The 26,616-nt window shown below is 62.6% G+C and carries 26 protein-coding genes and 1 pseudogene; 17 read left to right on the top strand and 10 right to left on the bottom strand.

The genetic code is table 11. The features are described 5' to 3' along the window. Positions 1-70 precede the first annotated feature (70 nt). From FJ960_RS11670 to gmk, 5 genes are all read left to right on the top strand, one after another. On the top strand, positions 71-307 hold the full coding sequence (locus tag FJ960_RS11670; protein WP_006203723.1) for an acyl carrier protein: 237 nt from the start codon (positions 71-73) through the stop codon (positions 305-307). Between the two features lie 34 nt (positions 308-341). Beyond that, a complete protein-coding gene (gene fabF / locus FJ960_RS11675) occupies positions 342-1,604 on the top strand; it encodes a beta-ketoacyl-ACP synthase II (RefSeq protein WP_140714025.1) in 1,263 nt (420 codons plus the stop codon). A gap of 102 nt (positions 1,605-1,706) precedes the next feature. After that, complete coding sequence (mltG, locus tag FJ960_RS11680; RefSeq protein ID WP_140509851.1) at positions 1,707-2,990, top strand: endolytic transglycosylase MltG; 1,284 nt, start codon at positions 1,707-1,709, stop codon at positions 2,988-2,990. Between the two features lie 155 nt (positions 2,991-3,145). Continuing rightward, positions 3,146-4,036: a YicC/YloC family endoribonuclease gene (locus tag FJ960_RS11685; RefSeq protein WP_140714027.1), complete on the top strand. Its 891-nt coding sequence runs from the start codon at positions 3,146-3,148 to the stop codon at positions 4,034-4,036. 21 nt (positions 4,037-4,057) lie between these two features. Beyond that, entirely contained in the window at positions 4,058-4,714 is a 657-nt protein-coding gene (gene gmk, locus FJ960_RS11690) for a guanylate kinase (RefSeq protein WP_140509905.1), read from the top strand. A 6-nt stretch (positions 4,715-4,720) separates the two neighbouring features. On the opposite strand, the pseudogene FJ960_RS11695 reads toward gmk, so the two are convergent. The 7 genes and pseudogenes from FJ960_RS11695 to lptF all read right to left on the bottom strand — a co-directional run bounded on the left by FJ960_RS11695 (position 4,721) and on the right by lptF (position 12,634). Further along, positions 4,721-4,966: pseudogene (locus tag FJ960_RS11695) on the bottom strand (DUF1330 domain-containing protein). A gap of 35 nt (positions 4,967-5,001) precedes the next feature. After that, complete coding sequence (rsmA, locus tag FJ960_RS11700) at positions 5,002-5,835, bottom strand: 16S rRNA (adenine(1518)-N(6)/adenine(1519)-N(6))-dimethyltransferase RsmA (RefSeq protein WP_140509856.1); 834 nt, start codon at positions 5,833-5,835, stop codon at positions 5,002-5,004. A 25-nt stretch (positions 5,836-5,860) separates the two neighbouring features. Further along, positions 5,861-6,877 carry a 4-hydroxythreonine-4-phosphate dehydrogenase PdxA gene (pdxA, locus tag FJ960_RS11705; protein WP_181174220.1) on the bottom strand — a complete coding sequence of 339 codons (1,017 nt, stop codon included), beginning with the start codon at positions 6,875-6,877 and terminating at the stop codon, positions 5,861-5,863. 13 nt (positions 6,878-6,890) lie between these two features. After that, positions 6,891-7,823 carry a peptidylprolyl isomerase gene (locus FJ960_RS11710; RefSeq protein WP_027144111.1) on the bottom strand — a complete coding sequence of 311 codons (933 nt, stop codon included), beginning with the start codon at positions 7,821-7,823 and terminating at the stop codon, positions 6,891-6,893. A gap of 88 nt (positions 7,824-7,911) precedes the next feature. Then, a complete protein-coding gene (locus tag FJ960_RS11715; protein ID WP_181174213.1) occupies positions 7,912-10,350 on the bottom strand; it encodes an LPS-assembly protein LptD in 2,439 nt (812 codons plus the stop codon). Next, on the bottom strand, positions 10,350-11,435 hold the full coding sequence (lptG, locus tag FJ960_RS11720) for an LPS export ABC transporter permease LptG (RefSeq protein ID WP_181165975.1): 1,086 nt from the start codon (positions 11,433-11,435) through the stop codon (positions 10,350-10,352). The genes FJ960_RS11715 and lptG overlap by 1 nt, the downstream gene beginning before the upstream one ends. Next, entirely contained in the window at positions 11,432-12,634 is a 1,203-nt protein-coding gene (lptF, locus tag FJ960_RS11725; protein ID WP_140714033.1) for an LPS export ABC transporter permease LptF, read from the bottom strand. The genes lptG and lptF overlap by 4 nt, the downstream gene beginning before the upstream one ends. 363 nt (positions 12,635-12,997) lie before the next feature. Between lptF and FJ960_RS11730 the strand changes: the two genes are divergently transcribed. Beyond that, positions 12,998-14,530 (top strand): leucyl aminopeptidase, encoded by a 1,533-nt coding sequence (locus FJ960_RS11730; RefSeq protein ID WP_140714035.1) that lies wholly within the window; start codon positions 12,998-13,000, stop codon positions 14,528-14,530. Positions 14,531-14,539: 9 nt separating this feature from the next. Beyond that, a complete protein-coding gene (locus FJ960_RS11735) occupies positions 14,540-14,989 on the top strand; it encodes a DNA polymerase III subunit chi (protein WP_140714037.1) in 450 nt (149 codons plus the stop codon). Between the two features lie 142 nt (positions 14,990-15,131). Here the strand turns inward: FJ960_RS11735 and FJ960_RS11740 are convergent, their stop codons facing one another. Next, complete coding sequence (locus FJ960_RS11740; RefSeq protein ID WP_140509870.1) at positions 15,132-15,602, bottom strand: carboxymuconolactone decarboxylase family protein; 471 nt, start codon at positions 15,600-15,602, stop codon at positions 15,132-15,134. A gap of 136 nt (positions 15,603-15,738) precedes the next feature. On the opposite strand from FJ960_RS11740, the gene FJ960_RS11745 reads away from it, so the two are divergent. The 6 genes from FJ960_RS11745 to FJ960_RS11770 all read left to right on the top strand — a co-directional run bounded on the left by FJ960_RS11745 (position 15,739) and on the right by FJ960_RS11770 (position 20,060). After that, a complete protein-coding gene (locus FJ960_RS11745; RefSeq protein ID WP_246672734.1) occupies positions 15,739-16,380 on the top strand; it encodes a TetR/AcrR family transcriptional regulator in 642 nt (213 codons plus the stop codon). Positions 16,381-16,398: 18 nt separating this feature from the next. Further along, positions 16,399-17,010 (top strand): hypothetical protein, encoded by a 612-nt coding sequence (locus tag FJ960_RS11750; RefSeq protein ID WP_140509871.1) that lies wholly within the window; start codon positions 16,399-16,401, stop codon positions 17,008-17,010. Next, positions 17,007-17,873: a 23S rRNA (adenine(2030)-N(6))-methyltransferase RlmJ gene (locus FJ960_RS11755; RefSeq protein ID WP_140714039.1), complete on the top strand. Its 867-nt coding sequence runs from the start codon at positions 17,007-17,009 to the stop codon at positions 17,871-17,873. The genes FJ960_RS11750 and FJ960_RS11755 overlap by 4 nt, the downstream gene beginning before the upstream one ends. A gap of 184 nt (positions 17,874-18,057) precedes the next feature. Then, entirely contained in the window at positions 18,058-18,510 is a 453-nt protein-coding gene (locus tag FJ960_RS11760; protein WP_027144529.1) for a hypothetical protein, read from the top strand. Between the two features lie 135 nt (positions 18,511-18,645). Beyond that, positions 18,646-19,227: a TetR/AcrR family transcriptional regulator gene (locus FJ960_RS11765; protein ID WP_140714041.1), complete on the top strand. Its 582-nt coding sequence runs from the start codon at positions 18,646-18,648 to the stop codon at positions 19,225-19,227. Next, entirely contained in the window at positions 19,224-20,060 is an 837-nt protein-coding gene (locus FJ960_RS11770; protein ID WP_140714043.1) for a DMT family transporter, read from the top strand. Before FJ960_RS11765 ends, FJ960_RS11770 begins: the two co-directional genes overlap by 4 nt. 118 nt (positions 20,061-20,178) lie before the next feature. Here FJ960_RS11770 and FJ960_RS11775 read toward each other — a convergent pair whose 3' ends face one another. After that, complete coding sequence (locus tag FJ960_RS11775; protein ID WP_140714045.1) at positions 20,179-20,490, bottom strand: transcriptional regulator; 312 nt, start codon at positions 20,488-20,490, stop codon at positions 20,179-20,181. 642 nt (positions 20,491-21,132) lie between these two features. Between FJ960_RS11775 and FJ960_RS11780 the strand changes: the two genes are divergently transcribed. Continuing rightward, positions 21,133-21,513: a hypothetical protein gene (locus FJ960_RS11780; protein WP_181174214.1), complete on the top strand. Its 381-nt coding sequence runs from the start codon at positions 21,133-21,135 to the stop codon at positions 21,511-21,513. A gap of 438 nt (positions 21,514-21,951) precedes the next feature. Continuing rightward, complete coding sequence (locus tag FJ960_RS11785; RefSeq protein ID WP_140714049.1) at positions 21,952-22,548, top strand: glutathione S-transferase family protein; 597 nt, start codon at positions 21,952-21,954, stop codon at positions 22,546-22,548. 163 nt (positions 22,549-22,711) lie between these two features. Here the strand turns inward: FJ960_RS11785 and FJ960_RS11790 are convergent, their stop codons facing one another. Continuing rightward, on the bottom strand, positions 22,712-23,368 hold the full coding sequence (locus tag FJ960_RS11790) for an outer membrane protein (RefSeq protein ID WP_140509883.1): 657 nt from the start codon (positions 23,366-23,368) through the stop codon (positions 22,712-22,714). A gap of 412 nt (positions 23,369-23,780) precedes the next feature. Between FJ960_RS11790 and FJ960_RS11795 the strand changes: the two genes are divergently transcribed. Both FJ960_RS11795 and uvrC read left to right on the top strand, forming a co-directional pair. Next, a complete protein-coding gene (locus FJ960_RS11795) occupies positions 23,781-24,545 on the top strand; it encodes an SDR family oxidoreductase (RefSeq protein ID WP_140714051.1) in 765 nt (254 codons plus the stop codon). Next, entirely contained in the window at positions 24,542-26,608 is a 2,067-nt protein-coding gene (gene uvrC / locus FJ960_RS11800; RefSeq protein WP_140714053.1) for an excinuclease ABC subunit UvrC, read from the top strand. Before FJ960_RS11795 ends, uvrC begins: the two co-directional genes overlap by 4 nt. Positions 26,609-26,616: the final 8 nt, after the last annotated feature.

Here is a 26,616-nt window from a genome sequence, read left to right on the forward strand (position 1 = left end):
ATCTTTCAGCTTGATTAGCGGCATTCCGCCCGCTAACGAAGACAGACAACCAAAAGACGAGGATGCCCAAATGAGTGACACCGCAGAGCGCGTCAAGAAGATCGTCATCGAACACCTTGGCGTCGATGCCGACAAAGTGACGGAGCAGGCGAGCTTCATCGATGATCTGGGCGCTGACAGCCTCGACACGGTCGAACTGGTCATGGCGTTCGAAGAAGAATTCGGTGTCGAGATCCCCGATGACGCAGCCGAGACCATTCTGACCGTCGGCGATGCGGTGAAGTACATTGACAAGGCTTCGGCCTGACGCTTTCGGCAGTCATCACCGGGGAGGACCTGCGATGAGGCGTGTCGTCGTCACGGGCCTTGGCCTGGTTTCACCGTTCGGCATGGGCTTCGAGCACGGCTGGAAGGAACTGCTGACCGGCCGCAGCGCTGCCAAGCGCGTCACCGAGTTCGAGGTGGGCGATCTTGCCTGCAAGATCGCCCACGTCATTCCGCGTGGCGACGGCTCCAACGGTACGCTCAATCCCGAATCCATTCTTGAGCCGAAGGAACTTCGCAAAATCGGCGACTTCATCCTGTACGGGATCGCGGCCGCCGATGAAGCGCTAAAGGATTCCGGCTGGCAGCCTTCAACCGAGGAGGAGCGTTGCGCCACTGGTGTGCTGATCGGCTCCGGCATCGGCGGTCTTGAGGGCATCGCCGAGAACGCGATCATCCTCAAGGAACGCGGCCCACGCCGCATCAGCCCGTTCTTCATTCCCGGAAATATCATCAATCTGGTGTCGGGCCAGGTTTCGATCCGGCACGGATTGAAAGGCCCCAACCACGCTGTGGTCACTGCTTGCTCGACCGGCGCGCACGCCATCGGCGACGCCGCCCGGCTGATCATCTTCGGCGATGCCGACATCATGCTGGCCGGTGGCGCCGAATCGCCGGTGACCCGGCTTTCGCTCGCCGGCTTCGCCGCCTGCCGGGCACTCTCGACCGAGCGCAACGATAGCCCGCAAACGGCCTCGCGGCCTTACGACCGCGACCGCGACGGCTTCGTCATGGGCGAGGGCGCCGGTGTCGTCGTGCTGGAAGAGCTCGAGCATGCCAAGGCGCGTGGAGCGAAGATTTATGCCGAGGTGACTGGCTACGGCCTGACCGGCGACGCCTATCACATCACCGCACCGGCAGAAGATGGCGACGGGGCCTTCCGTTGCATGACGGCGGCGCTGAACCGGGCAAAGCTTACGCCAGCCGATGTTGACTACATCAATGCGCACGGCACCTCGACCATGGCCGATACGATCGAACTCGGCGCTGTCGAGCGGCTGGTCGGCAATGCGGCGTCCAAGATTTCAATGTCGTCGACCAAGTCGTCGATCGGCCATTTGCTGGGAGCAGCCGGCGCGGCCGAAGCGATCTTTTCGATCCTCGCCATCCGCGACAATATCGCACCGGCGACCATCAACCTCGACAATCCCGAACGCGAAACCGCGATCGACCTGGTGCCGAACAAGCCACGCCCTCGCCAGATCGACGTAGCCCTGTCCAATTCCTTCGGCTTCGGCGGCACCAACGCCTCGCTCGTCTTCCAGCGGTATAATGGCTGACGGTCCGGCTACCGGGCAATGCTTTGGCGTGCCGTCAATTTTGCCATATTCGCCTCTACTCTGCCGCAGGGGATTCGTTGAGGGATCGAACGGTAGGGCGAAATGAACACAAATCCGTCAGACAACGGAGAATTCAGGCAAAGGCCGGCGAATACCGGGCCGATCGTGCCGAAGACGGCCAGCGAGGCGCTGCGGCCGGAAGCCGGAACGCCGCCGCCGAAACGCTCGCGCGCTTCGCGCAGCCAGGTCGTCGTGTTCATGAACTTCGTCATCTCCTCGGTGATGCTGATGGTTCTGGCGGCGGGCGTGGCCCTCTATTTCGGCAAGCAGGAGTTTACCGAGCCCGGCCCTTCCGCCAATGGCGACACTTTCCTCGTCAAGCCCAACACTGGCGTCCAGGATATCGCCGACCAGCTTGAGCGCCGCGGACTAATCAGCGACGCCCGCGTATTCCGCCTCGGCGTGCGTGCCTTCGGCAACGATTCCGCACTCAAGGCCGGAGAATACGAGATCAAGCCCAGGGCATCCATGCGCGACATCATGGAACTCCTGAAGAGCGGCAAGTCGGTGATGTACTCGCTGACTATTCCCGAAGGGCTGACGGTTGAGCAGGCCTTGCAGCGCATCGCCGACGAACCCGCCCTGAGCGGCGATATGCCGGCGAAGACGCCCCCCGAGGGCAGCCTTGCCACCGACACGCTGCGCTTCACGCGTGGCGCAACGCGTCAGCAGATGGTCGAAAAGCTGCTCGCCGATCAGAAGAAACTGGTCGATGAGGTGTGGCAGCGGCGCGCGCCGGATCTGCCCCTGGCCAACGTCGAGGACTTTGTCACTCTGGCCTCGATCGTCGAGAAGGAAACCGGCAAGGGCGATGAACGCTCACGGGTGGCTGCTGTCTTCCTGAACCGGTTGGCCAAGGGCATGCGCCTGCAGTCCGATCCGACCATCATCTATGGTCTGTTTGGCGGCAAGGGCAAGCCGGTGGACCGCCCGATCTACCAGTCCGACATCCAGAAGCAGACGCCTTACAACACTTATGTGATCAGCGGCCTGCCGCCGACGCCTATCGCCAATCCAGGCCGCGCGGCCCTCGAGGCCGTGGCCAATCCGTCGAAGACCGACGACCTCTATTTCGTCGCCGACGGCACGGGCGGTCACGTCTTTGCGTCGACCCTAAACGAGCATAATGAAAACGTCGCCCGCTATCGCGCGCTGCAGAAGAAGCAGGCCGATGAAGCAGCCAAGGCCGCCGCTGCCGCCGGTACCAGCGGCAGTGCCGACAAGCCTGCTGCCGACAACCCTGCTTCCGACAAGCCTGCTGACGACAGCGACGGCACCGGTGGCGACAACGGCAATGCCGGCGGTGATGCGGGCGCGGTCCAGTAAGGTGAAGAAAGGCGTTGCCTGGAAGGCGGCGGCCTGACATTTGAAGGAACGCCGGGCGTCCGATTTCGACGCATTCGCGGTGTGGTCATTTTAAGCCGCGCTTGCCCCTCCGGAAAACCGTTTCGGGGTAAGGCGCCAGGGGTGTACAGGGCGACATGAATTTGCAGAGCATGACCGGTTTTGCACGCGTCGTCGCCGAGTATGACGGCACCGCGATTGCCTGGGAAGTCAAATCCGTCAATGGCAAGAGCGTCGAGGTTCGCCTGCGGCTGCCTCAGGGATTCGAGCGGCTGGAGCCTGTGGTCAGGCAAACGCTGCAGAAGCGTTTCGCCCGCGGCAATTTCCAGGCGACGCTGACCATCGGCCGCGCCGCCAGTGCGCAGACGCAACCTGTCGTCAACGAGGCGTTTTTGAAAGATCTCGCCGGTCTGGCCAAGCGGCTGCAGGAACAGTTCGGCGTTGCGCCCGCGACGGCTGACGGATTGCTGTCGCTGCGTGGCGTGCTCGACGTTGCCGAAACCATCGAAACCGAAGAAGTGCGGGCCGCGCTCGATACCGCCATCATGGCCGCGCTGGACGTGGCGCTGAACGGCCTGGAACAGGCCAGGCAAGGCGAGGGCGCCGCGCTGGCCGTGCTTTTGTCCGGCCAGATCGACACCATCGAGACACTGACCCTGCGCGCGGAAGCCGACCCGTCACGCGATACGGCGGCGATCCGCGAACGCATTGCCGAGCAGGTCCGGCTGCTGATGGACGCATCCGCCAATCTGGATGCAAGCCGGCTGCACATGGAGGCGGCGTTCCTTGCCACCAAGGCCGATATTCGCGAAGAGATCGACCGGCTGAAAACGCATGTCGCGTCTGGCCGGGCTTTGCTCGAGGGCGGCGGCGCGGTCGGCCGCAAGCTCGATTTTCTGGCACAGGAATTTAACCGCGAATCGAATACGCTGTGTTCGAAGTCGAATGCCGCCGCCGTCACCGCGATCGGGCTGGAACTGAAGGCGGTCGTCGACCAGTTTCGTGAACAGGTCCAGAATCTGGAGTAGCCGATGGTCGCCAAGGAACCGATGGTTCCCAGGGATATGGGATCCCGCATCCGCCGCCGGGGGCTGATGCTCGTCCTGTCGTCACCATCGGGTGCCGGCAAGTCGACGATCGCGCGCAACCTTCTGGAGAGCGACTCCAGCCTCGAACTGTCGGTCTCGGTCACCACGAGGCCACGCCGTGGTTCGGAAATCGAGGGCGTTCACTACCACTTCCGCACGATGCGCGAATTCGAGCGATTGCGCGATTCCGACGCGCTCCTCGAATGGGCGGAAGTGCACGGCAATTGCTATGCGACACCGCGCGAGCCGGCCGAACTGGCGCTGGCGCAGGGCCGCGATATGCTGTTCGACATCGACTGGCAGGGCGCCCAGCAGCTCAAGGAGAAGATGCGTGCCGACATCGTCTCGATCTTCATCCTGCCTCCGTCGATGAAGGAATTGAAGGCGCGGCTGAAGCGGCGCGCCGAGGACCAGGAAGCGGTGATCGAGACGCGGCTGAAGAACGCCCGCAACGAGATCGAGCACTGGAAGGAATATGACTTCGTCATCGTCAATGACGATCTCGACCGTGCCTTCGCCGAGGTTCGCGGCATCGTCGTGGCCGAGCGGCTGCGGCGCGACCGCCGGCCCGGTCTCTTCGATTTCGTGTCGGGATTGTTGGACGAAAAGACCGTGTGACTGGCGTCAGGGCGCCATGCCCTCGACCAGGATCAGATGTCGGCTGAGCGCGGCATCGCGTACCTCCAGCGCCGCCGCATATTCGGCGGATGCGTACCAGCGCCTTGCCCGCTCGATGTCGGGAAATTCGACGACGATCAGCGGACCAGGATGCCAATCACCCTCCAGCGTCTGCACTTGGCCGCCGCGCACCAGATAACGCCCGCCATGCCGGGCGATCGAAGCCGCGGCACGGGAGCGGTATGTCTACAACGCCTTTTCGTCGCGGACCGTGACATCTGCCGGCGCTAGACCGCGTTGGTCAGCCGCACGAACTCCTCGACGCTGAGCGTTTCGGCACGTCGCGTCGGGTCGATCCCCGCTCTTTCGAGCAAGGCCTCGCCGCCGAGGCTTTTCACGCTCTGCCGCAGCATCTTTCGGCGTTGGCCGAAGGCGGCTTCCGTGACCCGGCCGAGTTTCTTCACCTCGGCGGGCAGGGGCGTCGCGCGTGGTTCCAGATGCACCACCGAGGAGGTGACCTTGGGCGGTGGCGTGAAGGCTTGAGGCGGGACGTCGAAGGCGATCCTGGCCTGCGTGCGCCAGCCGGCGAGCACACCTAGCCTGCCATAGGCATCGCTGTCGGGTGCGGCGACGATGCGCTGCGCCACCTCACGCTGGAACATCAGCGTCATCGAGGCATAGAAGGGCGGCCAGTCCGCGACCGTCAGCCATCGGATCAGCAGTTCGGTGCCGATGTTGTAGGGCAGATTGGCCACGATCCGGACCGGAGCGTGGTCGGTTCCCGAGGCGAGGGCGGCGAAGTCGATCTTCAGCGCGTCGCCTGAAATCACCTCCAGCCGACCTGGGTAGTGAGCGGACACCTCGGCAAGCGCCGCCAGGCAGCGTTCGTCGCGCTCGATGGCGACGACCCGGCGGGCGCCGTTCGATAGCAGCGCCCTTGTCAGCCCTCCAGGCCCGGGCCCAACCTCGATCACCGTGGCATTCGTCAGGTCGCCGGCGCTGCGTGCGATCTTGCCGGTCAAATTGAGATCGAGCAGGAAGTTCTGGCCGAGCGCCTTTTTCGCCTGCAGCCCATGGCGCTCGATGACGTCACGCAGCGGCGGCAGCCCATCGATGCTCATGCGCGAAGACCGGAAGCGAAAGCGCTCATGCGGTGCCAGCCTTTGCGTCGACGTCAGCCAGTTTTCTGGCGAGCTTCAGCGCCGCGATCAGGCTGTCGGGTCGTGCCACGCCCTTGCCGGCGATGTCGAAGGCGGTGCCGTGGTCGGGCGAGGTGCGGATGAAGGGCAGGCCCAGCGTGACGTTGACCGCCTCGTCGAAGGCCAGCGCCTTGGCCGGGATCAATGCCTGGTCGTGATACATGCACAGTGCAGCGTCGTAGCCTGCCCGCACCCGGGCATGGAACAGCGTGTCGGCGGGCAAGGGCCCGAAAGCATCGATGCCTTCAGCGCGCAGGATGTCGACCGCCGGGCGCACGATATGCTCGTCTTCCAGGCCCATGGAGCCGCCTTCGCCGGCATGCGGATTGAGGCCCGCAATGGCGAGCCGCGGCCTGGCGATGCCGAAGCGGCTGGCAAGGTCGGCCGCCGTGATGCGCGCGGTCGCGACGATCAATTCGGTGCTTAGGACCTTCGGCACCTCGGCCAGAGCGATGTGGATGGTGACGGGAACCGTGCGCAGGTCGGGGCCTGCCAGCATCATCACCGGCATCGCCTCGACGCCGCTGTGCCGAGCCGCCAGATGCGCCAGATATTCGGTGTGGCCGGGAAAACGGAAGCCGGCATCGTAGAGCGGTTTCTTGGCTATCGGGCAGGTCACCACGGCAGCGGCCTCGCCGGCAAGGCAGGCGGCGACCGCGCGGTCGATCGCTTCGATGGTGCCGGCTGCATTGGCCGGGTCGGGTCGCCCGGGGCTGTCGATGAAGCGCGCCGTCAGGGGAACGATCGGCAAGGCGCGGCCAAAGACCTCGATCGCCTGCACCGGCGTCACTTCCTCGACAGGCAGCGAGACGCCAAGGTGGCGTGCTCGCGATGCGACCACGGCCGGGTCGGCCAGCAGGTAGAAGGCGGGCAAGCCGACGGCGTTCCGCGCAAGGAAGGCGGCGATGGCGATTTCAGGGCCGATACCGGACGGATCGCCGACGCTCAACGCCAGCGCGGTCATCGTGCTGCTCACGTCAGCGCTTGACGATGCGGGCTTTCGCCTTCAGCTCGTCGACATATTTCTTGCTGAGATCGTCGGCGGCCTTGTCGCTGGAGCCTTCGCTCTGGAACACCATCTGGGCCGTCTTGTCGTCGGATACTTCGCGCGACGAGCAGATGCCGATGAATTCGACGCCGCGTTCGGTCTCGCGTGTGACGGTGGCGCCACCGACCTTGGTCGCCTTGATCTGCTCCGCCCAGTCCGGCGGCAGTTGCGGCGCCAGAATCCGTCCGAGGTCGCGAACGGTGACGTCGATCAGGCCTTTGGCGAACTCGCGCGTCGTGTTGCAGCCGTTGAAGCGGGCACGCATGGCGTCGGCCTCGCGCTTGCGTTTGGCCAGCGTCGCGCTGCGTTCGGCCGCTGGCACGACGAAGATGACCTGCTGCAGCATGTATTCCATGGCACTCGGCTTGGCTCCGCCCTTGTCAAGCATGCGCCGCACCGCGTCCTGTTCGGTCACGCTGCCACCTTCGCCGGAACGGTAACGGGCGCTCAGGGCCTGGTTCCAGGCCATCTGGGCGCGAATGAACTCCTTGAAATGATCCTTGCCGACGCCGGATTTTTCCATGACGCCGTTGAGCTGGCCGAGCTGCATCTTGTTGTTGGTGGCAAAGCGCTGGTAGGCGGCCTCGACCTGGGCATCGCTGATACGGATGCCAAGCCGTCTGGCCTCGGCCATGCGCAGCGTCTGGTCGATCATTTCCTGGGCAGCGTCGCCCTTCTTGCGCTGCAGCTTCAGGAAGGCGGCACGATGGGCGATATCACCAGTGGTGATTGCTATGTCGTTGACGACGTATTTGATCTCGCTGGCGAAAGCCGGCGGCGTCATCACTGTCATCGACACGGACGTCGCCGCCACAAGCAACGCGAACCCTGCTGAAAAGAGGTATTTCCTCATCGTTGGCATCCCAATTCTATCCCGGCTCCGCCCAATTCCGTCCCCTTCCGGATACGCGAATCCGTGCCAGCCCTATGCGGCGAAACGATGTCGCCGCTTATTGGATGGTGTCGACTGCGTTGGTCGACGAGCCGAAGTCGCCGAGGGTACGGAACGACAGGTTGAATCCGATGCTCTGCGTCACTTCCCTGGTGTTCAGGTCACGCGACTGCGCGTACGTCATCAGGTAAGTGAAGCAGGAATCGTTGTAGGCGAAGCCCACCCCGTCCTTGACCAGCAGGCCTTCCTGCAAATCGTAGGTTCCTGTTCCGAACACGCGCCAGTTCTCGGCAAGATGCGTCGATGCACCGAGCGTGACCTCGTGACGGTCGGTCGTGAAACCATAGAGCGGCTGGGCCTGGATGAAGGCATACTTGGCGCTCAACGACACCGGTAGGCCGGAATAGGCGGCTTTAAACTCGGCGCGGCGGATCTCGAAGCTCTGTTCGTCGAAACGGCCGCTGACGGAGGCCGCGAATCCATTGGGGCTGGTTATGCCAAACAGGCCGACATAGTCGGACTTGGTGGTCTCGAGCCCCGAATTTGCGCCGACATTGACCAGATCAGGTGCCGCGAAGGAGTTTTCGCCGCCGATCTGATAGGACTGGCCGAAGATCGCATTGGTGCCCCAGCCATTGATATAAGAGCCGGAATAGCGCAGCCCGACATTGGCACGCGAGCCGCCCTCGATGCGGTCGTAGCCGGAGAACTTGTCGCGTTCGAACAGCGTGGTCGCATCGAAAACCATGCTCTGCGCGTCTTCGTTCGGAATGGAGAGGCCGCCGACATACTGTTCGTTCGGGCGCAGGAACACCTGAGCCATCGGCTCGAAAACGTGGCTCGACCCGCTGGCCAGCGAGAACAACAGGGGCCAGCTCATCTCGAGCCCGGCGGTCGCCATGTAGCGGGCAAAGGACGAGCGCATGTCGTCCTGCTCGCCCAGATTCGTCGCCATCTGGTTGATCGCGGCGAGCGAAGCCGATGATGGTCTGACATAGTCGACGTCGCCTTGCAGCGCCAGCAACGGTGTCAGCACCAACCCGTCATCGGTGACAAAGCTCCGTTTCCACTCGGCCTCGGCGGTAAGACGGCTGGACTCGCCTTCGATGCCGCGCACGCGCTGCGCAAGCGTAGAAGAGTCGTATGGCGTGTTGAAAGCCTCGTCGAGATCTTCGCGGCGGATGACGCGCGTATTGACGTTGAGCGACAACTGGCCGCCGGCGACCGATGCGTCGGGGATATAGGCATAGTCGAGCGAGGGCAGCACCCAGGGCTGCTGGCCGCTTCGCGCGGCGGCATTGTCGTTCGGCGTTTTTTCCTGGACCTCGAAATGCATGGCGCGCACGTCGAAATAATTTCGGTCATTGAGACCAGTCAGGTAGACCGAGGACTGATGGACGTACGAATTGTACTTGGCGATGTTGTAGGTATTCGAGAAGTTCTTGTCGGTCTGCAGCAACACGTCCCAGCCGAAATTCCAGCGTTCGTTGATGGCGAACTGCCCCTGCGTGCCCATCATGCCGCGAAACTTGTTCGGATCGCCCACCGCGCCGGAATCGATATTGTGCCCAGCGGTCGAGGGGAACGCGGCGCTGTCGATGAAGGCGTCGGGATTCTGCTGCTGGATCCCGGCGACCTTAAAAGTGTATTCGCCATTGTTGAAGCGCTGGCGCCATTCGGCTTCGCCGAGGAAGCCCTGCTTGGTGTAGCCGCTTCCGGTCACCGTCAGGTCATATGTTGGGGAAAGAGCGAAATAGTAGGGGACCTTGACGCTATACCCCAGATGGCTGTTGTAGCCGATGCTGGGGATCAGGAAGCCGCTCTTGCGCTTCACCGTCGGGTCTGCGATCTCGAATGCTGGCAGGTAGGCCAGCGGAAAGCCGAAGAACTCGAAATTCGCGCTCTCGAAGCGAACCGTCTTCTTCTCACCGTTCCAGATGATCTTCCTGGCTTTGACGCGCCATGTCGGCGCCTTGTCGGGCTTGTCCTCGCACGGTTCGCAGGCGGTGTAGACACCATTGTGGAAAGTGGTCAGCACGCCGCCCATGCGTTCGGCGCTTTCGGCGGCGAAATAGGCCTTGTCGACGGTTTCAACGCGCAGCGCGTTGACGAAGCCGTCTGCGAAATCGTCAGTGATGTCGATGTGCTGCGAATTGATCTTGGTGCCGTCGCTGTTGACGATCTCGACATTGCCGCTGGCAACCATCCGCTTGGTGTTGCGGTCGTACACAACCTTCTGAGCGACGAGGCGGTTGCCGCCATAGTCGATCTGCACGCCGCCGATGGCGGTCACGGTCTGGTTGTCGTTGTTATATTCCAGGGTGTCTGCCGCCAGCAGCATCTGCGAGCCGGACGGAACCGTGGTCGCCATGTTGCCGACATCTTGCGCGAACGCCGGCAGCGGGACGCCGCAGGCGACCAGGCACGCCAAGGCGCTCGCCGCATAAAGGCGCGCCAAACGGGCCTGCCTGTCGCTGGGCAAAAACGCCTCCCTCACTAGCCGTCTTCCTTGTATAGCAGGAAAGTCACCCCGAAGAACATAGCTACCACGACCGGCACCCAGGCGGCTATGGCAGTCGGCACGAACCCCGCCACGCCGAACGCCTTCACCAGAACCGAAACGACATAAAGCAGAAACCCGGCAACGACGCCACCCAGAATCATCGTTGCCGACTGCCCCATTCGCGCAAATCGCATTGAAACTGTTGCCGCAATCAGCGTCATGGCGACGAGGAGGAATGGCAACGCCACCAGCGAATCAAACTGCATGGCAAAGGCATTTGCCTTGAGGCCGAAGGAACGGGCAACCTCGATTTTTCCGGGCAGGTCATAGAAGGGAATCGTCTCCGGGCGCGCCAGCCGCTCCTGCACGAATTCCGGCTTCAGATTGGTCGGCACACGATCGTTCGCGACGGGCTGGATGGTGCCGTTCCTGAAGATCTTCACATCCTGCAATTCCCAATAGCCGTCGCGCAGGTAAGCACGCGCCGCATCCTTGCGCTCGACGATATTGCCTTGCTGGTCGAGGATGAAAAAAACCGCGTCGGACATCTCCAGACCCTGGCCGAGGATGGCGCGCGCGCCGATGATCGTGTCGCCGGAACTGGTTTTCTGGCGGATCCAGGGAGCGGCATCGGCCGAAACCGTGTTGGATTTGCCGGAGCGCAACTCGGTCTCGATCTGTTCGGACAAGGAGAAGGCGTGCGCGGCGAGCGGGTTGATGATCCCGACCGATACGGCGCCGAACAGCAGTGCGCCGATGCAGCATGGCAAAAGGAACTGCCAGGCGGAAACGCCCGCGGAGCGCGCGATGACGAGTTCGTAACGTCGGTTGAGCGACACCAGCGTCGCCATCGCCGAGAACAAGCCGACAAACGGCACCGTCTGCAGCATGATCATCGGCATGCGAAGGCCTGAAATGGCCATCGCCGTGCCATAGGTGAACCCCGGCAGGCCGGTGGTGCGGCCGGACAGTTCGGTGAAATCGATAAGGAATACCAGCGCCAGAAGGCCGAGGAAGAACCAGATCGTGATCGCCACGTAGCGGAAGAAGAAGTAACGGCCCAGCGTCCAGCCCATCAGCCGGCTCCTTGGCCTGAGGTGTCGCGCCTGGATAGACGCAACTTGAGGGCATTCCAGCCCTCACCGATGCGGCTGGCCAGGTTTGTCATCCAGTCCGCCCAGGCAACCGGCAGTTCCATGGTCCGGTTCGACACGATGAACCAGATCGCCACCGCGGAAGCCACGATCGGCACGCCATAGACCACATAGGAATATTGCGGGACTTCGTCGGCCTTGCTCGCGGCGAAGAAACCCAGCCAGCGCACGAACAGCGATATCGCGATGGCCGTGATCAGCGGATTGACGCGCGCCTCGCGATGCGAACGTGCGTCTCCCGCGACCGCGAGCGCGATCAGGGCGAAAACCATGGAATATGTCCATTCCGAAAACCGCTGGTCGACCTCGGCCCGGTACTCCTGCGGATTTTGCTGATAGTTCTTGTCGTTAGGGCTTGGATTGAGCAGGTACTGGGTCGTCTGGTCCTTTGGCAGGAGCGTCACCTGGTTGGCCGCCGACATGAAGGCCGACATGTCGAAGGCATAGGACGTGAACCGGATGACACTGAGGTCGCCCGTCAGCGTTTTGCGATGGATGACGCCGTCATTCATCATCAGCACCTTTTCGCCGCCGCGTTCGATGATGCTGCCGGTCTTCGCATAATAGACGAGATTGACGCCTTCCTCGCGCGAATCGGCGACGAAGATGCCACCCAGCCGGTTGTTGGGAAGCCGCTCGCCAATCTGCAGGAACAGTCCGTCCTCGATTTTCCGGAACGTGCCTTCCTGGATGATCAGCGACAAAAGGTCGGCGCGCGACTCCGCCACCAGGGCGCGGTTCTTCTGTCGTGCATAGGGGTCGATGCCGTTGTCCACGGCGAATGAAAAGACGCTGGCGGCCAGCGCCAGCAGCATGATCGGCCGCACGATGGTCCAGCGCGAGGCGCCCGATGCGTTGACCACCGCGAGTTCCGAATCCGAATTCATCACACTGAGTGTCTGGGCGACAGCCACCACGAGCGCGAAAGGCACGACGATCGGGACGATGGAGGGGAGAATAAGGGACGCGACCTCGAAGAAGGTCAAGGCTGACTGACCGCTGTCGGTGACCAGGTTGATCTTGGCCAGTACCTGCGTCGTCCACACGATGGCCAGCGTCCAGACCAGTGCTGCCAGGAAGACCACGCAAGCGCGGCGCATGATGTAGCGTTCAACGACCTTCATGAAGGCTTTACTCGATTTTCTCGAACGGCATCATGCCACCACGCCAAAGGTAGCTGTCCGGCGACGCCCGCACAACTGGCTCCGTTGGGCTGTGTCGGGCAGGCGAGCCGGTTCCCGTCCCACGTCGCGTGCCGCAGTAGGCCGGAGTGTCGGCGGCAATGGATAAGAAAGGACGAACATCGATGGTTAACAACAGGTTGCGGCATTAAGCGGGCCGTGCCGCGACGAATCGCCATCGATTCCATGTCTCATATGGGTAGCCATTTTGGCAAAGTCTTGCCAAATGCCGGAAAACGACCAAATGTCGCGCATCGCTTCAAACCGCTTCGCGCATCATCGCGCAACCCCCGAAAGCAGGACATGATGAACCCGAGACCATCGATCGCCTTTGCAAAATTCGTCGCGCCCCAGTCGGCGGCGAACAGAAAGGGCACGGTCTTCGTGCTGTCGGCGGATGATGGCTTGAGCGATGCGGCCAGGGCTTACGATCCGGGCAAGACGCTCGACCGGGCTTTCCCGGTCGCCGAGTTTACCGGCAAGTTCGCCGGCACTGTCGAAATCCTGGCGCCGGAAGCAACATCGCTCGACAGGTTGGTCGCGATCGGCGCCGGCAGGGTGTCGGGGCTCGATGAATATGCCTGGCTGAAGCTCGGCGGCACCATTGCGGCATCGCTGCGCAAGGCAACCGACGTGGCCGTGGTCCTCGACCTGGCCGGTGCCTCGCCCGATGGCAAGGACGCCGCGAACCTCGCAGCGGGCATTCTTTTGCGCGGCTATTCCTTCGACAAGTACAAGACCAGGAAGGATAAGGACGACGGCCAGGGGAGCGGCCAGGGGGGCGGCAAGGCCGATCCGAAAAAGCCGGTCAAGGTGACCATCCATACCGCCGACCCGGCAGGCGCCAAGAAAGCTTTCACCGATGCCGAGGCGGTGATCGACGGTGTGCTTCTGGCGCGCGATCTCGTCAACGAACCGGCAAACGTGCTGGGACCTGTCGAGTTCGCCGCCCGCGCCAAGGACCTCGAGGTGCTCGGCGTCAAGGTCGAGATCCTGACCGAGAAGGAGATGAAGAAGCTTGGCATGGGTTCGCTGCTGGGTGTCGCGCAAGGCTCGCCCCGAGGCGCCCGCATGGCGGTCATGCAATGGAACGGCGGCAAGCCCAAGGACAGCCCGGTCGCCTTCGTCGGCAAGGGCGTCACGTTCGACACCGGCGGCAATTCGATCAAGCCGGCCTCCGGCATGGAGGACATGAAAGGCGACATGGGCGGCGCTGCCGCCGTGACCGGGTTGATGCATGCGCTCGCCGCGCGTAAGGCCAAGGCCAATGTTGTCGGCATCATCGGTCTTGTCGAAAACGCCGTCGATGGTCATGCCCAGCGCCCGGGCGACATCGTCACCTCGATGTCGGGACAGACTATCGAGGTGCTCAACACCGATGCGGAGGGGCGCCTCGTTCTGGCCGACGCGCTGTGGTACTGCAACGACCGCTTCCAGCCGAAATTCATGGTCAACCTGGCGACGCTGACCGGCGCCATCATGGTTGCGCTCGGCCTGCATTATGCCGGCCTGTTCTCCAACAACGACGAACTGGCGCAAAGGCTGACCGCGGCCGGACAGTCAACGCAGGAACGGCTGTGGCGCATGCCGCTCGGCGCCGAATACGACAAGCTGATCGATTCCAAGAACGCCGACATGAAGAACATCGGTGGCCGCTACGGCGGCGCGATCATCGCCGCGCAGTTCCTGCAGCGCTTCGTCAAGGACACGCCCTGGGCGCATCTCGACATTGCCGGTACCGCGATGGGCTCGCCATTGAACGAGATCAACCAGTCATGGGGTTCGGGTTTCGGCGTTCGGCTGCTGGACCGGCTGGTGCGTGATCACTACGAGAGCTGACGTTCATCCATGGCCGATGTGCTGTTCTACCATCTGACCGAATCGACGTTGGAGGATGCGCTGCCGGGCCTGCTCGAGCGCAGCGTCGATCGCGGCTGGCGCGCCGTGGTGCAGACCGGCACCGAGGAGCGGCGCGACGCGCTCGACCAGCATCTGTGGACTTTCCGCGACGATTCCTTCCTGGCGCACGCGACCGATCGCGAAGCTTATCCCGGTGAACAGCCAATCCTCTTGACCATCGGCGACGGCAATCCCAACCAAGCCAAGATCAGATTCCTGGTAGACGGCGCGGCGCCGCCCGACCTCGGTGGCTACGAGCGTGCGGTGTTCCTGTTTGACGGCCACGACGCGGCCCAGGTGGAGATGGCCCGGGCGCATTGGAAGACGATGAAGGACGCGGGCCACGCAGTCACCTACTGGCAGCAGACCGCGGACCGCCGCTGGGAGCGCAAGGCGTGAGAGCAGCGCCTAAAGCCGAAACGCGGACCAGAGACGACCCGCGCACCGAGTCATCTCTGTAGTGCCATTGAGGCTCACTGCCCGCCCATTTCCTTCTTGCCGGCGGGCTTACTGCCCGCCCATTTCCTTCTTGCCGGCGGGCTTACTGCCCGCCCATTTCCTTCTTGAATGTATCGAAATCGACCTGCATGCCGTTGAAGATGGTGCTCCAGTGGCGTGTCAGCGCCGCCATCGCCACGGCTTCCTGGATCTCCTCGTCGGTTGCGCCGGCGCGCTTGGCGTCCTGCGTGTCCGACCAGATGCAGTAGGTGCAAGGAATCTGTGCCGCCACGGCCAGGGAGATCAGCGACTTGACCTTGGGCGGCAGCGCCGTCTTGTCGCTGAGTTCGATGGCCTTGACCTCGGCCCAGGCACCAGGCAGACCGGTTTTGGGAAACTGCTTCACAAAGCTCGGCACACCGCCCATGGTCGACTGTATGTCCTTGAGGGTTGCATCATAGTCGTCGGCGTGGGCCGGCGCGGTGCCGAGCGACAGCACGCAGGCTGCGGCGGCGAACAGGAACACATGCTGGGACGAAGATCGCACGGATTTGACGACGCGATGGTACGACATGGTTTTATCCTCTGGTCTTTGTTAGCCTTACGATGTAAGGTAACGGTGAAAATGAACCTTACACTGTAAGTTGTCAAGCGGCGCGATGGATCAATCAATCAAGAAAAAGAGAGCGCGCGGACGTCTGTCGCGCGAGATGATCGAGAACGCGGCCTTCGAGGTGATCGAGAGGGAAGGGCTTGCCGGCTTTTCGATGCGCAAGCTGGCGGCCGCACTTGGTTGCGAGGCAATGAGCATTTATCATCACTTCCCCTCGCAGGCGCATCTCTTTGAGGCGCTGGTCGACAGGCTGATTGGTCCGTTGAAGATGCCGGATCCGGATCTGCCATGGCGCCAGAGGATGCGAATGGTGGTATTGGATTATCGGCGTATCGGTCGCGAGCATCCGGCCTTCGCGAGCTATTTTCTCAGCTACCGGATGAATTCGCCCATTTGCCTTGCGTATATCGACAACATCGTAGGCTTGTTCAATGACGGCGGCTTCGATCAGGAAATGGCCGCAAGGCTGTTCCGTGCGGTGGGGTACTATCTGTCGGGGGCGGTGCTCGACGAGACCGCCGGTTACTCAAAGGGCCCGTCGGCGGTCACAACGGTCGGCCGTGAGCAGCTTGAGCGCGATTTCCCCAACATCGCCACCGCGGGACGCTACTTTGGCACCGCTGAATTCGACAAGACCTTCGATCTTGGCCTGGAGATGCTTCTGGACGAGATGGAGCGGATCCGCACTGCTACCCTGGACAGGTCCGCGCAAGGCGGCAGCCATAGCGAGCAGAAGTAGAAATAGCCAAGGTTTTCGATGCGCTTTCTGTTTGTCCTGATCCTGCTCTCCGGCACCGGCATCGGTTTCATCTACCCCTGGGCGGTGAGCAATTTTTCCGGTCGCGAAATCGGCACCTGGCGAGTCTATGAGCAGGGCCGGTTCAGGCCGTTGACAGTATCGCTCAAAGATCGCGATGCGCCGGTGCGGGTGCTGGTCGACCTGACCGCCAGGGCCGAGCGCATCGTTTCGCAGCAGCGCACGGTATTGACGCTGACCGCGGCCACCAATGGCCGCACTGTGCTTGCCTCGACGCTGCAGTTCAATCATGTGGACAATCCGCGGCAGGCCAGCCCGCAATTGCCCGACAAGATCTTTCGCGACGAGGCCGGCCTGATTGCCACCGTCAGCCCTGGCGCTTACCTCTTCACAGTTGGCCCTGGCGATGCCGAGGACATACCGATGCGAGCGGTCGACCTTGTCTTGCGTTCCGGCGTCGGCGAGATCGACGCCCGCGCGCGGCCGATAGGCTTTTCGCTGATGGCGGTCGGCTTGATCGGCTTCCTGCTATCCCTGCGTTCTGGAGGCGGGCGACCGGAAAATCCGAACTCGCAACCGCCGCCGCCACGCTGGGGCAGGGGTCCCACATGAACTACCGCCACGCCTACCACGCCGGCAATTTTTCCGATGTCGTCAAGCATGTCGTGCTGACGCGCCTGCTCGACTATCTGAAGCAGAAGGACAAGGCGTTTCGTGTCGTGGACACCCATGCCGGCATTGGCCGCTACGACCTGTCGTCACTCGAAGCGCAAAAGACCGGTGAGTGGCAGGGCGGCATCGGCAGGCTGATCGATGCCTCGTTCGACGCGAAGGCGGCGGCGCTGCTGGCGCCTTATCTGGCGGCGGTGCGCTCGCTCAATCCCGAGGGCGGCGTGAAGAAATATCCGGGCTCGCCGCTGCTCGCGCGCAATCTCCTGCGCAAGCAGGACCGGTTGTCGGCGATCGAACTGCATCCGAAAGACGCCGCGAAGCTGAAGACGGAATTCGCCGGCGATTTCCAGACAAAGGTGATGGAACTTGACGGCTGGCTTGCGCTCGGGGCGCACCTGCCGCCGAAGGAAAAGCGCGGCTTGGTGCTCATCGATCCACCCTTCGAGGAAGAGGGCGAGTTCGGCCGCCTCGTCGATGGGCTGGTGAAGGCGCACAGGCGCTGGCCCAACGGCATCTACGCCCTATGGTATCCGATCAAGAACCGCAAGGCGATCATCGCCTTCAGGAAAGCGCTGAAGCAATCCGGCATCCCGAAAATCCTCGACATAGAATTCGAGATCAGGCCGGCCTCTTCGGAACCCAGCCTCGATGGCACCGGCATGGTGGTGGTCAATCCGCCCTTCATGCTGGAAGGCGAACTGCGAACCATATTGCCGGCACTGCACAAATTGCTCGCCATGGAAAAGCCGGCGCATTGGTCGATGGAATGGCTGGCCGGCGAGCAGGCCCCGCCGCCGGTATAGCTGGATTTGATCGCCGCGCCCCGTGCGACCGCATGATCCGCCCGCAGGGAACTTCGCCGTTACCCGCGGGTTGCTGCTTACAGCAACTGCCCGCGCCGGTTTCTGGAAACCATTGTTTCGGCAACCGCTTGACCGCCGTCGAGCGAATCCGCACAGTGCGCGCAATCGACCTTGAGAGGCTGCCATGACTCGCTTCGCCAAATCCGCACTTGCTGCCCTGATTTCGCTCTGCACACCCCTTGCCGCGCCTCTCGGTATCACCCAGGCGGTCCATGCGGCTGACCTTGCCGTCTATTCCGAGGACGATGGCAGCGTCTGTGGGGAGACATGGGTGCTGAGCAAGATCACGCATCGGTTCTCCTACCAGGTGCATCACGTGCCGCATCTGCCCGAGGTCGCCATCACCGATTTTCGCGACATTCGCCAACACCGCTATGAGCAGGCGAGCGAGGAATGGCCGATTGGCCGTCACTATTGCCGGGCAACCGTCAGCCTGTCGGATGGCCGGGACCGGTCGATCTTCTATCTGATCGAGGAAGGCCAGGGCTTTGCCTCGATCGGCGACAATGTCGAGTTCTGCGTCTCGGGCTTCGATCGCTGGATGGTCTATAACGGCCGCTGTCGCGTCCTGCGCTGAACGCGTCTCTTCCTTTCCGGTCTTTTCCCGCCTGCGGCCTGAAGGGGTCGCGGGCGCTTTGATGTCCTGCGTTGACAGGTGAGGCGTTCCGGTGCGCTGTGATGAGACAGACCTGTCTCATCACTTGGTTAGCGCATGACACCGTCACCTGCTTTCGACAAACGCCAGCATGTCGTCGAAACGGCCTATGCGCTGTTCAAGCGCGCCGGTTTCCATGCCACCGGCATCGACCGCATCATCGCCGAGGCGGACGTGGCCAAGATGACTATGTATCGCCATTTCCCCAGCAAGGACGAGCTGATCGTCGAGGTGCTCGACTATCGCGCCAGGCGTTTTGACGATCAGCTCGACCGGCTCGCCGGGGAGAGCACCACGCCGGAGCAGAAAATCGCAAAGATCTTCGACTGGCATGGCCGCTGGTTCCGCAGACCGGATTTTCATGGTTGCCTGTTTGCCCATGCCTTGGCCGAGTTCGGCGATCCCCAGCATCCGGTGTTCAAGGCTGTCGCCAGGCAGAAGAATAGCCTCAGGCAGCGCCTGCAGTCGATCCTCGAGCAGGTGATGCCGCGCAGGCGGGCCGAGAGTGCGGCGACGACCCTGTTGATGCTGATCGAAGGTGCGACCCTGATGGCGCAGATGGGGCAGGGAGACACCGCCATCCGCGACGCCCGCAAGGCTGCCTTGGACATCATCGCCGCCTCGCGCAGGCCGCAATGAGCCCACTGGTCATCGGGCTCGCGCTGTTCGCGGCGATTCTGCACGCAAGCTGGAACGCCTTTCTGCGAACGGGTGCCGACAGGTTGTGGACCGTCACCGTCATGAGCTTCTCCAGCACGGCGCTTGCCATTCCCCTTGCAATCTTCAATGGTTTTCCGGCGACGCCCGCCTGGCCCTATGTCGGGCTCTCGGCCTGCCTGCAGGTCGGCTACAGCGTATTTCTGGTGGCCGCCTACAGGTATGGCGAACTGGGACAGGTCTACCCGATTGTTCGCGGCAGCGTGCCGCTGCTCGTCACGCTCGGCGGGTTCCTGCTGGCCGGCCAGCAGCTCACCGCTCTGGAGACCGTGGGCGTTGCCCTGGTCGGCGGCGGCATCATGGCTCTTTCGCTTGGGCGAGGAAGAGCCACCACGACATCGATCCTCTATGCGGTGGCAACGGGGGCAATCATCGCCGCCTATGCGATGGTGGACGCGATCGGCGTTTGTGCGGCGGGCAATGTCGGCGCCTACACCGCCTGGGTCCTGCTGGCCTATGGCGCACTGCTGCCGGCGACCTTCGTCGCCTGTCGCGGCAGGCTCGCTGTCGATGCGCGGGCACCGGAAACCTGGAAGGCGCTGGGCGGCGGCCTGTTCGCGCTTCTGGCCTATGGCGTGGTGGTGGCGGCCTTCGCGCTCGGGCCTGCCGGTCCGATCACCGCGATACGTGAGACCAGCGTCGTCTTCGCGGCCTTCATCGGCCGGTTGTTTCTCGGCGAGACGCTGACGCCCCGGCGAGTCGGCGCCTGCGCCGTCGTCGCGCTCGGCGCCATTTGTCTCGGCTGTCAGCCGTGATGAAGACCCACACGCCTGCCGGCACGCGGCGATTCCGCCACCATAGACAATTGTCGGACGAGCGGCTCGCCGTATCATGAGACGGTGAACCGCTCAAAGACGTTCGCTCGGCGCAGAGCTATTTTCTGCGCTGCGTTGCCTCTGCCTGATCGATGATCTTGCGAAGAAAGGCAATGTGACCGCGAAAGGCCCGCCGTCCGGCCGTCGTGGCTCTGATCCGTGTCTGCGGCCGCCGTCCGACAAAGAGCTTTTCAATGTCGGCATAGCCAGCTCTGGCCAGCGTATCGAGATGTGCCCCGAGATTGCCGTCGGTGGTCTCGATCATGGCCTTCAACCGGGTGAACTCAAGCGCCTCGCGCCTTTCCAGCGTGTTCAGGACGGCCATGATCCTGAGCCGCGTACTCTGGTGGATAATGTCGTCGGCGCTCATCAATAAGCTCCAATGCGGCAAAGCCTCGGGCTGTCGCCGCGTGACCCGGCAATCTCTGCCAGCGGTGTGTCACTTGCCTTTGCATGGCCGAAACCAAAGGCGCGATAACATCCCCTGACAGAATACTCTGTCATACAGAGTATTCTGTCAATCAGAAAACAGATGCGGGGAACATGCTTGACAAGGTGATCTTCAGATCGGGTGTCGCATCGCGCTCGTGATCCGCATGGACCGCTCGCTTGCAAAAGATAATCGCCTCGATGAGACGGCAAGTGATGATATTCACGACCGAAGATCATGCGTGAAGTTGCTCGCTGATCTTTGGAGCTTCATGGCGAACTCGCATCGGGAATGCCGGTGTCAAATTGCTGGCGACGCCGGAAGATCAACGGCGGATTTTTCCGGTGATGAGTGTGATTGTGTGTCGATCGCAACCAAAATTTAAGTTGAGAAAATCATACCATTGCTTCGCTGGCTAGCGAGACGCGAGTCAGATATGCATTGCGCGCCGGGGTCATTCACGGCCATCGGCATAACGTGAAGGGGCATGACATGGCTAAGCAGTCATCTAAAGCGCCGGCATCCAAGGCACCGGCAAAGAAAGCACCCGCAAAAGCAGTCGCGGCGAAGGCCGCAACGGCAGTGAAGAAAGCAGCGCCTGCCGCCAAGCCGAAGGCCGCCGCGGCCAAGGCACCGGCGAAGAAACCTGCGGCAGCGGCAAAAGCCGTCGCGAAGCCGGCAATGAAGAAGGCGGCGCCCGCGAAAGCCGCGGCGAAGCCGGCAGCGAAAGCGGCACCGGCCAAGAAGCCTGCGGCCAAGCCCGCAGCCAAACCCGCAGCGAAGAAGGCGGCTCCCGCCAAGGCCGCGGCAAAGCCGGCAGCGAAAGCGGCACCAGCCAAGAAGCCGGTGGCCAAGCCGGGTGCGAAAGCAGCCGCCGCCGCGACCAAGCCGGCGGTGAAGAAAGCCGCGGCGCCGAAGGCAAAGGCGGCGCCCGCGAAGGCGAAGGCTCCGGGCAAGAAGTAGACGGATCGTTGGGGCGTCGCGTGTCCTTCGGGATGCGGCAAGGGCGCTCTGACGCTCTGGATCGGAGCATATTCGGCAACGGGTTCAGCCCTCGGGACTGAGCATCGGGAAGGGGCCGAGGGGCAAGCAAAGCGAGGCGCCGGTTGGCTGCCTCGCTCGCCCGACTCTCTTTCGCCCCTTGCGGTGGTTGGCGAAGGTTCTCGGCACGACGCTTTGGCGCCTGTGAAGTATGGGCTCCTGTGACGTGTGAACGCGGGGTTTAAACCCGGCGGCTTGCTGTCGTGGCCCGCTGATACTTCCTAGTGTGCCGGTTCAGTTTGTCGTGATGCCAAGACGGAAACCGCGGCAGGTTTCTGGTCGCTGGTTTTTTGCACTCTGGCGATTGATCGCAAGAGTTTGTCCAGTCAACACTGGACGGTCGCAAACAGGAAACCGATCATGCCGAAGCTGCTCTACGCGTCCGCCTCTCCCTACAGCTCCAAGGTAAGGATGGCCGCGGCCTATGCCGGGATCGCTCTCGAGGAGGTGCCGGTCAGAACCGAGGACAGGCCGGCCGAACTGATCGGCGCCAATCCGCTCGGCAAGATCCCGGTGCTGGTGCTCGACGATGGCCGTTCGATTCACGACAGCCGCGCCATCACGCAGCACCTCAACCGGATTTCGAAGAACGCATTGTTTCCACGCAATCCCGACAAGCGTCTGGAAGCGGAAGTACTGGAGGCGCTGGCCGACGGTGTCTGCGATTGCGCGCTGTCGATGGTCTATGAGCGCCGCACCCGCCCCGAAGAGATGGTCTATCAGCCCTGGCTCGACCGCCAGTGGGCGAAGATCACGGCAGCACTCGACCTGCTCAATGCCAATCCGCCAAAACTGCCGAAGAAGATCACGGCCGGTCAGTTGGCGTTGCGTGCCTGCCTCGGCTACCTCTCGCTGCGCTTTGGCGGTCAGTGGGAGAAAGGGCGCAGCCGGTTGATCCGCTGGGCGGCGCGCTTCGATGAAAAATTCCCGGAGCTGAAGTCCGTGGTTCCGGCCTAATGCATGTCGCTCGGAAGTGTCCTCGGTTCCGGGACAACGACATGCATAAAATCAAAAGCTTACAGAGGTCGGGCGAATCCTATTCGCCGCGACATGCTGTAAGCGACCGGACATAAAAAAGCCGGGCGCGAGGCCCGGCTTTTCGTGTCGTGGCTTGAACGACTTAGAACTTCATGCCGAGGCCGAAGGTGACGCGGTTGTCCGTCGCCTTGACCTTGCCAATACCATCGAAGCTCTTGCTGCCGAAGTCGGTGTAGCGATATTCGACGCGGCCGAACACGTTGTCGGTCAGCTTGATGTCGGTGCCGACGCCGGCGGTCCAGCCGAGCATGGTGGCGGTGTCGCTGGCGCCGAGAACGGTGTCTTCCACCTTCAGGCTTCTGCCGGCGAGGCCGCCCGTGCCATAAAGCAGGATTTCCGGGGTCACGGCGTAGCCGAGACGGGCACGCAGCGAGCCTTCGAAGCCGCCCTTGGAGTTGATGCCGTTGTCGTCACCCTTCACGCCGTTGTAGCCGAGTTCGGCTTCACCGCCGTAAACGAAGTTCTCCTGCTGCCACTGATAACCGCCGAAGACACTGCCGACAAAACCTTTGGTATCGGTCGAAACGCCGAAATCCTTTTCCTTGGTCTTGCCGCTGAAGCCGTAGCCCAGGTTGATACCGGCATAGGGGCCGGCCCACGAGGCGACCGGAAGTTCGGCAACCGGAGCGGGTGCCGGCGGCTCTTCCGAAACGACGTCCGCGGCATAAGCGGTACCGCCGAGGGCGAAGAGCCCGAGCGCAACAGCCAGCGGCCGTGCGAATTTAAAATTGGCTTGCATTGTTCTTTACTCCTTAAGCCACAGGACACAGGCTTGTTTCTCACGATCGCCATCGACCCGTCCGGGGGGTGAAACGGATCTGGCGTTCGTCGGTTCCAAATGTCGTGTCAAAATGCGGCTGAACCGAACCTGAACTTGGGTCATTCCCCGGCACGAATGAGGCAGAACCTTGACGTTGCATGTTCGCAACAGCGAAATGTCAGCAGCAAGTTCACGCTGCGCTGCACACCGCTTGGTGCAAGGAGTCCAGCGACCTATATTGCGATCCAATGGTTCCGAGTCCAGGAGGGCTCGGCATACCGAACCGGGCACTTCGCCACAATGTTGCCCCAGGTGCGAACGCTGTTTAACGCATGCCGGGCCACATTTCGTCGGCATCGCGTTTCGGGCCGAAATTGAGGATTGACAGCAGATGAGCAAAGCCACTGCCGTGGCGCTGGTGACCGGTGGGGCGAAACGGATCGGCAAGGCGATCGTCGAGGACCTCGCCAGCCATGGTTTTGCGGTCGCCATCCATTCCAATCGCTCGCACGATGAGGCGGATGCGTTGGCCGCGGGGATTAACCGGTCGGGCGGCCGCGCCGCCGTGGTTGCGGCTGATCTAACCGACATGGATGCCGTCAGCGACCTCGTCGGCCAAGCGGAAGCAGCGCTGGGCCCAATTTCGCTGCTGGTCAACAATGCTTCGCTCTTCGTCGATGATTCCGTGCAAGATTTCGACTGGCACGCCTGGGACCGCCATTTTGCCATTCACGTGAAAACCCCGGCGCTGTTGGCGCAGAACTTCGCCCGTTCCCTGCCGGAAGGGCAGGAGGGGCTGATCGTCAACGTCATCGACCAGCGCGTCTGGAGGCCGACACCGCGCTATTTTTCCTATGCGCTGTCGAAATCGGCATTGTGGACCCAGACGCAGATGCTGGCCCAGGCACTCGGACCCGGCATCCGCGTCAATGCGATAGGGCCGGGCCCGACGCTGAAGAACGTGCGCCAGGACGATTCGGATTTTGACGCGCAGGTCGCTGGCCTCATTCTGAGGCGCGGCCCGGAATTGCCGGAATTCGGCGCCACCATCCGCTATCTCTGGGAGACGCGCTCGGTCACCGGCCAGATGATCGCGCTCGATGGCGGCCAGCATCTTGCATGGCAGACGCCCGATGTGACAGGCATGGCGGAATGAGTCCTTTGGATCACAAGAACAAGGCGCGCGGCGGCGCTGATGATCTTCCTCCCGAAATCGACATCGAGGACGAGGCGCTGGAGGAGATCGTCGAACCGGTTGGCCCGGATGTCGCCTTCACGGCCATCGACTGGGCGCCGCATGCCGGCGACGCCGAAGGCATGATCGGCGCCGAGGTAATCCAGACGCTGGTGAAGCGGCTGCCCAATGCGCCCGGCGTTTATCGGATGATGAACGCCGCCGGCGACGTGCTCTATGTCGGCAAGGCGCGCAGCCTGAAGAAGCGTGTCACCAATTACGCGCAAGGCAGATTCCACACCAACCGGATCGGCCGCATGGTGCGCGAGACGTCGACGATGGAGTTCGTCGTCACCCGCACCGAGATCGAGGCGCTGCTGCTCGAAGCCAATCTTATCAAGCGTCTGCGGCCGCGGTTCAATGTGCTGATGCGGGACGACAAGTCGTTTCCGTATATCCTTTTGACCGGCGACCATGTCTCACCAGGCATTTACAAGCATCGCGGGGCACGCTCGCGCAAGGGGGACTATTTCGGCCCCTTTGCTTCGGCGGGCGCCGTCGGCCGCACCATCAATTCGCTGCAGCGCGCCTTCCTGCTCAGAAGCTGCACCAATTCCTTCTACGAGAACCGCACGCGGCCATGCCTGCTCTACCAGATCAAGCGCTGCGCCGGGCCGTGCACCGGCGAGATCTCGCATGAGGGTTATGCCGAGTTGGTCGCCGAAGCGAAGGACTTTTTGTCCGGCCGCAGCCAGAAGGTGAAGACCGAGATTTCGGCTGCCATGCAGCAGGCTTCGCAAGACCTCGATTTCGAGCGCGCCGCGATCTATCGCGACCGACTGGCGGCCCTGTCGCACGTGCAGAGCCATCAGGGCATCAACCCGGCTACCGTCGACGAGGCCGATGTCTTCGCTATCCACCAGGAGGGTGGCCAGGTCTGCATCCAGGTGTTCTTCTTCCGCACCGGCCAGAATTGGGGCAACCGTGCCTATTTCCCCAAGGCCGATCCGGCGCTGGAGGGATCGGAAGTGCTGGGCTCGTTCCTGGCGCAATTCTACGATGACAAGCCGACGCCGCGTGCCATTCTCCTGTCGCAGACCGTCGAGGATCAGGAACTGCTGGCCGACGCGCTCTCGACGCGCGTCGGCCGCAAGGTGGCGATCTCCGTGCCGCAGCGCGGCGAGAAAAAGGATCTGACCGACAACGCTTTGCAGAATGCGCGTGAGGCGCTTGGCCGCCGGCTGGCCGAAACCTCGACGCAAGCGCGGCTGCTTGCTGGTTTCGCCGAGACCTTCGGCCTGACCAAGCCGCCCGTGCGCATCGAGGTTTACGACAACTCGCACATTATGGGCACCAACGCCGTCGGTGCCATGGTCGTCGCGGGGCCGGAAGGCTTTGTGAAGAACCAGTACAGAAAATTCAACATCCGCTCGACCGAGATCACGCCGGGCGACGATTTCGGCATGATGCGCGAGGTGATGGAGCGGCGCTTTTCACGGCTGCTCAAGGAGCATGGCGACGTTGCTCCCGACGAGACTGCCTCGGCGGATTCAGGTGACGATATCGAAGACGATATCTCCGGAAGCTTCCCTGCCTGGCCCGATGTCATCCTGATCGACGGTGGCCAGGGCCAGATGACGGCGGTGCGCAAGATCCTGTCGGATCTCGGCATCGAAGACCGGGTCGTCGCCATCGGCATCGCCAAGGGACAGGACCGTGATGCAGGCCGCGAGCGCTTCTTCGTCAAGGGCAGGGACTCGTTTTCGCTCCCCGTGCGCGACCCCGTCCTCTATTTCGTCCAGCGGCTGCGCGACGAGGTCCACCGCTTCGCCATCGGGTCGCACCGGGCCCGCCGCAAGAAGGAAATGGTCAAGAGCCCGCTCGACGAAATCGCCGGCATCGGGCCCGGCCGCAAGCGCGCGCTTCTCTTGCATTTCGGCACCGCCAAGGCGGTCAGCCGTGCCGCAGTCGAGGATCTGAGAAAGGTCGACGGCATTTCCGAACAGGTGGCGAAACTGGTCTACAATCACTTCCACGAGAGCTGAAGAAAATC

It is taken from the genome of Mesorhizobium sp. B2-3-11 (assembly GCF_006442215.1).
Classification (GTDB): Bacteria; Pseudomonadota; Alphaproteobacteria; order Rhizobiales; family Rhizobiaceae; genus Mesorhizobium; species Mesorhizobium salmacidum.